The following is an 8,070-nucleotide window of genomic DNA, read 5'->3' as shown; positions in this document are numbered from 1 at the left end:
ATCTACGGCTCCGGCTGCCTGATCACTGAAGGTTCGCGCGGCGAAGGCGGTTACCTGACCAATTCCGAAGGTGAGCGCTTCATGGAGCGTTATGCTCCGTCAGCAAAAGACCTCGCGTCTCGCGACGTGGTCTCCCGTGCCATGACCATGGAAATCCGCGAGGGCCGCGGTGTCGGCGCGGAGAAGGATCATATCCACCTCCATCTCGAGCATCTCGGCGCAGAAGTCCTGGCGGCCCGGCTGCCGGGCATCTCCGAGACGGCGAAAATCTTTGCTGGCGTGGACGTCACGAAAGAGCCGATCCCGGTGCTTCCGACCGTTCATTACAATATGGGCGGCATCCCGACTAATTATCATGGCGAAGTACTGACCAAGAAGAATGGAGACCCGGATTCGGTCGTGCCCGGTCTGATGGCCGTCGGCGAAGCGGCCTGTGTCTCCGTACACGGCGCCAACCGTCTCGGCTCCAACTCGCTGATCGATCTTGTCGTCTTCGGTCGCGCAGCCGGCCAGCGCTGTGGCGCCACCACGGAAGCGGGCGCAACCCAGCCGGAATTGCCGAAGGGCGCCACCGACAGCCACCTCGCGCGCCTTGACCGCCTGCGCAACGCAACGGGCGACCAACCTGTCGCTGCCCTCCGCCTCGAAATGCAAAAGGGCATGCAGAACAATTGCGCCGTCTTCCGCACCGGCGATGTCCTGAAGGACGGCGTCGATGCCATCGAGGAAGTCTACAAGAAAGCGCCCGGGATCGACGTGAAAGACCGCGGCATGGTCTGGAATACGGATCTTGTTGAAGCCCTCGAGTTCGACAATCTGATCGCGCAGGCTGCTGTCACCGTGAACTCTGCGGCCAACCGTCAGGAAAGCCGCGGCGCGCACGCCCGCGAAGACTTCTCGGAGCGTAATGACGAAACGTGGATGAAACACACGCTCGCCTGGTGCGATGAGGCCGGCAAGGTCACGATCGACTATCGCGAAGTGCACAATTACACGCTTTCGAACGAAATCAGCTACATCGAGCCCAAGGCCCGGGTTTACTAGGATATCAAGGCGAGCACGACATGGTTCAACTTACTCTCCCCAAAGGCTCCGCGCCCAAAAAGGGCAAGACCTGGCCGAAGCCGCAAGGCGCGACCAATCTCCGCCAGTTCCGGATTTATCGCTACAGCCCGGAAGAGGGCGGTAATCCACGCTGGGACACCTATTGGGTGGACATGGATCGCGCCGGCACAATGATCCTGGACGTGTTGTTCTACATCAAGAACAATGTCGACCCGACGCTGGCATTCCGCCGCTCCTGCCGTGAAGGCGTCTGCGGCTCCTGCGCCATGAATATTGCCGGCCAGAACACGATTGCCTGCACCAAGGGCTTCGACGAACTGCCGGGCGGCGTCATCACGATTGCGCCCCTGCCCTCGCAGCCGGTGGTAAAAGACCTGATCCCGGACCTGACCAGCTTCTATGCCCAGCATGCCTATGTGCAGCCATACCTGAAGACGGTTACGCCAGACCCCGAAAAGGAATGGAAGCAATCCGAGGAAGACCGTGAAGAGCTGAACGGCCTTTACGAATGTATCCTCTGTGCCTCCTGCACGACCTCCTGCCCGTCCTACTGGTGGAATGGCGACAAGTATCTGGGGCCAGCGGCCCTGCTACAGGCCTATCGCTGGCTGATCGATAGCCGCGATGAAGCAACCGGCGAGCGCCTCGACGACCTTGAGGACCCGTTCAAGCTGTATCGTTGCCACACGATCATGAACTGTGCACAGGTCTGCCCGAAAGGCCTGAATCCGGCCAAGGCGATTGCCAAGATCAAGCACATGATGGTCGAACGGGTTTCCTGATCCGTGAATCCAAATTAGCCTCCATCCCGGGTTGATCCGGATGGGGGCTTTTTTTATATGTCGACTTCACCTGACATTGATGTCTTTGGCGAGGCGCCGGAGGGTGTGCGCCCCCGAATTGACCTGTCAGCCGAGCACAAACCCCGCATCTGGGCTCGCTTCTTGGCCAAATGGATCGATTTCTACCTCTGCCTGATCCCCTCTTTCGCGATCATGATGGGACTTATCTTCATCTACGGCTTTGTGGCGACCCTGCTGGCATGGCCGATGGATGAGGCTTTCTTCGACGGCTATATCTTCGTGGGCGTCTTTCTCGTGCTTCACGCACTGACCTTCACTGTGCTTGAGGCATTCTGCGTTTCCCAATTGGGAAATACGCCCGGCAAGGCCCTGATGGGCATCAGAATACGGAACATTATTGCTGTCCTTCCCGTCCAGCCTGAAGCGTTCAGCCCGGGCGATGCTTGCCGGCATGGGGCTCGGCATTCCATTGATCAGCCTGATCACTCATATCATATGCGCCCGAACGCTGAGCGAAGATGGTCATGTATTTTGGGACCGTGTCGACAGTCTTCAATACCTGACCCAACCAGTCGGTGCCTGGCGTTGGATTTTCGCCCTCGTCGTCTACATCGTCTGCCGGGCCCTTGAACTTGCCATGAACTATCTGTGAGGCAAGCACTTACCCGTTTGTGCTGAACACGGCTCGCAAGCCCTCCGGCTTTTCCATGTGCTTGAGCTGGTCGATCAGGTCATCCACTTCGAATTCCCACACCGTCGTCGGCGGCAACGGTCGAATTACCTTGCCCCCGAGCGCCTTGAAGAGGCTGTTGGCCTTTCGATTTTCTGGCAGCGTTTCAGCCTCCAGCGTGGTGATGCCCTGCGCGCGGCAGGATAGCGCCACCGACGCAATCAACAGGCGGGACAAGCCATGCGCCTGGTACTGGTCCAGTACACCAAGCGCGAGTTCGGCTCGCTTGCTGCCCGGCTCTGCGCGAATGGCATGGGCTGCTGCCATGAGTGGTGTGTCGTCTTCATCAGCGTCCAGGATGCCCCACGCGATATGAACCTTGCCATCCGCATTTGCGAGACTGTGGACAACCGCATCGGGCACAGGATTGGCGCCGCTGAAAAAGCGCAAATAGCGCGACTCAGGCGACATGGATCGGAATATTTGCTGGAAGCGTGGCTCGTCATCCAGGCCGACGGGCCTCAACAGGATTTCGTGTCCAGTGTCGAGCGACACGTGAAGGGGCGCATTGCACATGAAGCCTGCCAGCCTCCGCTTTGTTTCTCGTCGCGCAAGGCCCGCGAAGAGGCGCGCGCAATGGCAGAACCCTTCGACAAGAAGAACGTTCCTGACTCGTTGAATAACGGTAGTGTTCAGCAGGCGAAAGGCAAGCCGTTGTGTAAAAGCAAAAAGCGCGGCCGAACTGACCGCGCTTTTCAAACTTTTTGCTGGGACCCCAGCGATCAGGCCGGATTAGGCTCCGGATCGCCAAGGCCGCCATCGCCCTTGGGCTTGCGGCGTTTGCCAATCACCGGCACCGCCGAGCCCGGCGTCGTGTCATCATCGCCCAGATCAGGACGCGATGGTGGATTGCCTTTGAGCAAAGCCGAAATCTCGTCACCCGTCAGGGTTTCATACTCCAGAAGACCGGTTGCAATCGCCTCCCAATCCTTCCGGCACTCAGTCATAATCCGGCGAGCATCGTCCATGCCGGTCTGGATCAGCGTACGTACTTCTTCCTCAATCTTCCGCGAGGTCTCTTCCGAGACATGCGAGGATTGCATCAGCTGCTGGCCGAGGAACACGTCGCCTTGGTCATCGCCATAATCAACTGGGCCGACCGCGTCGGCAAAGCCCCAGCGGGTGACCATGGCGCGTGCAAGGCGTGTTGCCTGCTGAATGTCAGAGGCTGCACCAGCGGTGACATTGTCTTCGCCGAATTTCAGCTCTTCGGCGACGCGCCCGCCCATCATGATCGCGAGACGCGAAGTCATCTCGATCTTGGACATGGACAGCTTGTCGTCTTCCGGCAACTGCATGACCATGCCCAGCGCACGGCCGCGCGGAATGATCGTGGCTTTGTGGACCGGGTCTGCAGCCGGCACTTTCAGCGCCACGACCGCGTGACCGGCTTCGTGCCAGGCTGTCAGTTCTTTTTCCTTTTCGGACATCACCATGGAGCGACGCTCTGGTCCCATGAGGACCTTGTCCTTGGCATCCTCGAATTCCTGCATGGCGACAACGCGCTTGCCGCGACGGGCGGCCAGCAGGGCCGCCTCGTTCACGAGGTTGGCAAGGTCTGCCCCGGAAAAGCCCGGCGTGCCGCGCGCAATCGTCCGCGCCTCGACATCCTTGGCCAAGGGTACATTGCGCATATGAACGCGCAGGATTTTCTCACGACCGATGATATCAGGATTGCCGACAGTGACCTGACGGTCGAAACGACCGGGACGCAGCAATGCCGGATCCAGCACGTCAGGACGGTTGGTCGCAGCAATCAGGATAATGCCCTCATTGGCTTCAAAACCGTCCATCTCAACCAGCAACTGGTTGAGCGTCTGCTCGCGCTCATCATTGCCGCCGCCGAGGCCAGCGCCGCGTGAACGGCCGACCGCGTCGATCTCGTCAATGAAGATGATGCACGGCGCCGAGCGCTTGGCTTGTTCAAACATATCGCGGACACGGCTTGCGCCAACACCGACAAACATTTCAACAAAGTCCGAACCGGAAATTGTGAAGAACGGCACGCCTGCTTCGCCTGCCACGGCCCGTGCCAGCAAAGTCTTACCAGTACCGGGAGGACCTACCAGAAGGGCGCCTTTCGGAATTTTACCGCCAAGACGTTGGAATTTGGACGGATCCTGCAGAAATTCGACGATCTCTTGCAGTTCTTCCTTGGCTTCATCCACGCCTGCAACATCGTCAAACGTCACACGGCCATGCTTTTCGGTCAGGAGGCGAGCGCGGCTCTTGCCGAAGCTCATCGCGCCACGACCGCCACCAGACTGCATCTGGCGCATCATGAAGAAGACAAAGCCAACGATCAGCAGGATTGGCAGGATGGAAAAGATCAGAGACGCGAACGTATTCTGGCCGCTGTCAGCATCCACCGTGAAGGGAACCTGGTTCTCTTCAAGAAACTGCTGGGTCGTCATGTCGAGTGACCGCAATTCGCTGACCATGGTCCGGCCGTCGGTGGTGGTGACGATGATGCGCTGGTCACCGAGGGTCGCATCCGCGACTTTTCCATCCTCGACCAGTTCATAAATGACAGACAGTTTGGCCTTTTCAGCACGTGCTGCCTGAGGGTTTCCACCCATGGCCACGGCCATGCCGATGACCAGGAGGGCAATTGCGCCCCAGATAGCCAAGTTTCTGACGTTCATTTTCCGTCTCGCTCCAAATTCCGGTGTTCACCCCGTAAGATAGGGGGCTTATCGCATGAAAACGACTCAAAAGCTCTTAAAATGGCTGTTTTGTCACGTATCGCCGACATAGAGCGCTCGCATTGCGTCAAAACGGGCGCGCGCCAGTGCGGGATCGGCGGCCATACCTGCGATTCCAGGCTCTGCCGACAGGACTATATCACCCTGCTTGCGGTAGATCAGGACGCCGCCCAGCGTGGCACCTTGAAACGCCTCGTTGCCTGAAAGTCGACCCGCCAGTGGCTGCACGGCATCCCGCCGTGGAGGTGTTTCCTTGCCGCCGACGATTTGAAGCATCAGGCCGAGGGCGCGCTCCAGACGCTCTCTCGGTAGCCCGGACAGATTCAGCCGTGCGCCACCTTCTCCATCCCACGCAACACAATCGGCCATCCAGCGCCCAATCAGACGCTCTTCCAGCCGCCGCACGTCCTGCAGACGCGCCTGACAGGCAAGGATGCGCGCTTTCAGGTCGACGTGACCGTCCAGCTGCGCCCGTACGCGCACCCGCTCATAGGCCAGGTTGCGATTGGATGGGTCATCGACCCAAAGGATTCCACGCGAAGTCAGGCATGTCCGCAATTCGCTGCGGCTGTGTGAGAGAACCGGCCGGGCAATCATCACCCCCTGCCCTTCGGGCCAGACCGGCGACATGGCACGCGGTTGCATGCCAGCAAGGCCATACCAGGTCGAACCTTGTCGTGCCCGCATCAGGAATGTTTCGCACTGATCGTCAGACGTGTGGCCCAGCAGCAGGCGCGTCCCTCCGCGCGCCCGAAGTGCCGCGGCCATCAGGCCATGCCGCGCTCGCCGGGCCAGCACCTGTTTTGATACAGGCGTTTCCCAGACCAATGTCTCATGAGCTATGCTGATCTGCCCACAAATACTGGCCACGTGGCGGGCCTCGTCGGCGGCCTCAGGCCGCAGGCGATGATCTACGGTAAATGCCATCAGGTCACGACCAGACCGCGCGGCCCAGTCATGGGCCAGCACGAGCAGGGCAAGCGAGTCGCTGCCCCCGGACACCGCAATGCCAATCGGCCCTGAAGCGGTGCTACAGAGCCGATCAAACGCATCCATCATGTGTCAGGAAATCGCCTAGTTGTCACAGCCGGACTTGGTTCGCTCAACCGCAGCCAGATCCCGCGTCACACCCGAAGCGTTCGGATAGCGGCTCGGCAGTGTACCAAGGGCCAGACAGGCCTTTTCCTTGTCACCGATCAGACGCATTGCCCGCGCCAGCTTGACCAGTGCATCCGGCGCGCGAGGATTGTCCGGATAAGACCGGATCATCGTCGTATAGGCTGCGCCGCTATCGGCATACGCTTTTTGCTGATAGAGCGACTCTCCCAGCCAGTAGTGTGCCTCACCAGCCTGCGGGTCATCGCCGAACCGCTCAAGGAAGGCACGGAAAGCCTCTTCCGCACCAGCATAGTCGAACTGGATCAGCTTGGATTTCGCAAGGGCGAAGAGCGGGCCCGCTTCGCCTGGCAGGGCGCTGGCAGGAATCGTGCCCAGTGAACCTTCCGGTAGAGACTCGCCGGCAGCGGCTGCGCCGCCCATGGTCAGGCGGGTCGGGCCGGAGGTATTTGAAGTCGTTTCACCCATGGAGGCGGGTGCATCAAGACGGCGTGGGCCAGAATTGAAGCTCTGGTCAATCGCTGCGCCCATTTCCGGCATCGTCCCGAACTCTCCGCCGACATTGCCCGGCATGGGGTCGGCCTCGGGCATGATGCCCGCCGCTGAAAGATAGGATTTCAGGGAGGCAATATCTGCAGACTGATTTTCCAGTTGCGTACGCAAATCATCGGCCTCGTCGATGAGGGCTTCATTGTCGCGTGACAGATTCTCGTTTTGCTCGCGCAGTTGCTGGAGCTGGAATTCAAGCGTTTCCACCCGCCCGGTCAGTTGCATCACATCTCCGGTCAATCCATTGACCTCGACCTGAACCTGCGCGCTTTGCTGGCGGGCCTGCGCCACCTGTTGCGACAGGTCGGAGCTGGTGACCCCTTGCGTTATGGGTGCGGCGCGCTGAGCGGCGGCAGGACCAACAATCAGGCAAAAGCTGGCGAGGACAAGAGCGGGCGCTTTGAACATGGGGGAAGCCTCCGGAGGATTGTGGGCGAACATACAAAAACAGCCGGGGCCAAAATAAGGCACCCGGCTGCATCTTGTGAAGCTATTCGCGGCAGAAACCTAGCTGTTTGCGCCGGAAACGATTTGCGTGAAGCCGTTACGGTTCAGGGCCCATGCCTGCTCGTCGGAACCAGCAGCGATTGGACGCTCTTTACCGTAGGAGATCGTGTCAACGCGGGACGGGTCGACGCCGAGGCTGACCAGATAGTCCTTCACGATAGAAGCACGACGCTCACCAAGGGCAAGGTTGTACTCGCGGGTGCCGCGCTCATCACAGTTACCTGCAACGATGATGCGAACGCCCGGATAGGACGACAGCCAAGCAGCCTGACGCTTCAGGATTTCCTGGTCGTCGACATCGAGGCGGTAGCCGTTGAGGTCAAAGTAGACGCGCTCACCAACGTTGACGCGGAAGTCTTCGAGCGAGCCTGCGAGCGGACCAACCGGTGCGGCTGGCGCTGCTTCAACTGGAGCCGGAGCCGGTGCTGGCTCAGCGACCTCAACTGGTGCCTGTTCCTCGACCTGCTCAACAGGCTCTGGTTGGGATGCACACGCGCTGATCGAAAGAACAACCGCGGCTGCGGCTGCGAGTTTAAAAGTGGTATTCATTGCTATTCAGACTCCCCTGGATGTCCTGAGTGCTAATTGACGCCTT

Annotated in this window: 8 protein-coding genes and 1 pseudogene (1 of these 9 only partly in view); 4 read left to right on the top strand and 5 right to left on the bottom strand. The window is 59.7% G+C overall.

The annotated features are described in order from the left end of the window. From sdhA to B2P87_RS05670, 4 genes and pseudogenes are all read left to right on the top strand, one after another. Positions 1–1,044, top strand: the 3' portion of a protein-coding gene (gene sdhA / locus B2P87_RS05685) for a succinate dehydrogenase flavoprotein subunit (RefSeq protein WP_286852202.1). It extends 693 nt beyond the left edge of the window; 1,044 of the gene's 1,737 nt are visible here — the last part of the coding sequence; the start codon falls outside the window, past its left edge; it ends in the stop codon at positions 1,042–1,044. Between the two features lie 20 nt (positions 1,045–1,064). Beyond that, positions 1,065–1,847, top strand: coding sequence for a succinate dehydrogenase iron-sulfur subunit (locus B2P87_RS05680; protein ID WP_034814804.1), 783 nt, complete (start codon positions 1,065–1,067; stop codon positions 1,845–1,847). Positions 1,848–1,904: 57 nt separating this feature from the next. After that, positions 1,905–2,201: pseudogene (locus tag B2P87_RS20045) on the top strand (hypothetical protein); the annotation flags it as partial. Between the two features lie 106 nt (positions 2,202–2,307). Beyond that, positions 2,308–2,520 (top strand): hypothetical protein, encoded by a 213-nt coding sequence (locus B2P87_RS05670; protein WP_286852200.1) that lies wholly within the window; start codon positions 2,308–2,310, stop codon positions 2,518–2,520. Between the two features lie 9 nt (positions 2,521–2,529). Here B2P87_RS05670 and B2P87_RS05665 read toward each other — a convergent pair whose 3' ends face one another. From B2P87_RS05665 to pal, 5 genes are all read right to left on the bottom strand, one after another. After that, positions 2,530–3,297, bottom strand: a complete 768-nt coding sequence (locus B2P87_RS05665; RefSeq protein WP_286852198.1) for a GNAT family N-acetyltransferase — start codon at positions 3,295–3,297, stop codon at positions 2,530–2,532. Between the two features lie 23 nt (positions 3,298–3,320). Beyond that, positions 3,321–5,243 carry an ATP-dependent zinc metalloprotease FtsH gene (gene ftsH / locus B2P87_RS05660; protein ID WP_034814802.1) on the bottom strand — a complete coding sequence of 641 codons (1,923 nt, stop codon included), beginning with the start codon at positions 5,241–5,243 and terminating at the stop codon, positions 3,321–3,323. A gap of 93 nt (positions 5,244–5,336) precedes the next feature. Next, positions 5,337–6,359, bottom strand: coding sequence for a tRNA lysidine(34) synthetase TilS (gene tilS / locus B2P87_RS05655; protein ID WP_286852196.1), 1,023 nt, complete (start codon positions 6,357–6,359; stop codon positions 5,337–5,339). An 18-nt stretch (positions 6,360–6,377) separates the two neighbouring features. Next, positions 6,378–7,376: a tol-pal system protein YbgF gene (gene ybgF / locus B2P87_RS05650; RefSeq protein WP_286852195.1), complete on the bottom strand. Its 999-nt coding sequence runs from the start codon at positions 7,374–7,376 to the stop codon at positions 6,378–6,380. Between the two features lie 99 nt (positions 7,377–7,475). Further along, positions 7,476–8,024, bottom strand: coding sequence for a peptidoglycan-associated lipoprotein Pal (pal, locus tag B2P87_RS05645; RefSeq protein ID WP_034814792.1), 549 nt, complete (start codon positions 8,022–8,024; stop codon positions 7,476–7,478). Between the last annotated feature and the right edge of the window lie 46 nt (positions 8,025–8,070).

This window comes from Leisingera sp. UBA4491 (genome assembly GCF_002388965.1).
GTDB lineage: Bacteria > Pseudomonadota > Alphaproteobacteria > Rhodobacterales > Rhodobacteraceae > Leisingera > Leisingera aquaemixtae.
The sequence above is the reverse complement of the archived record's forward strand: the minus strand, read 5'-3'. Positions and strand labels throughout refer to the sequence as shown.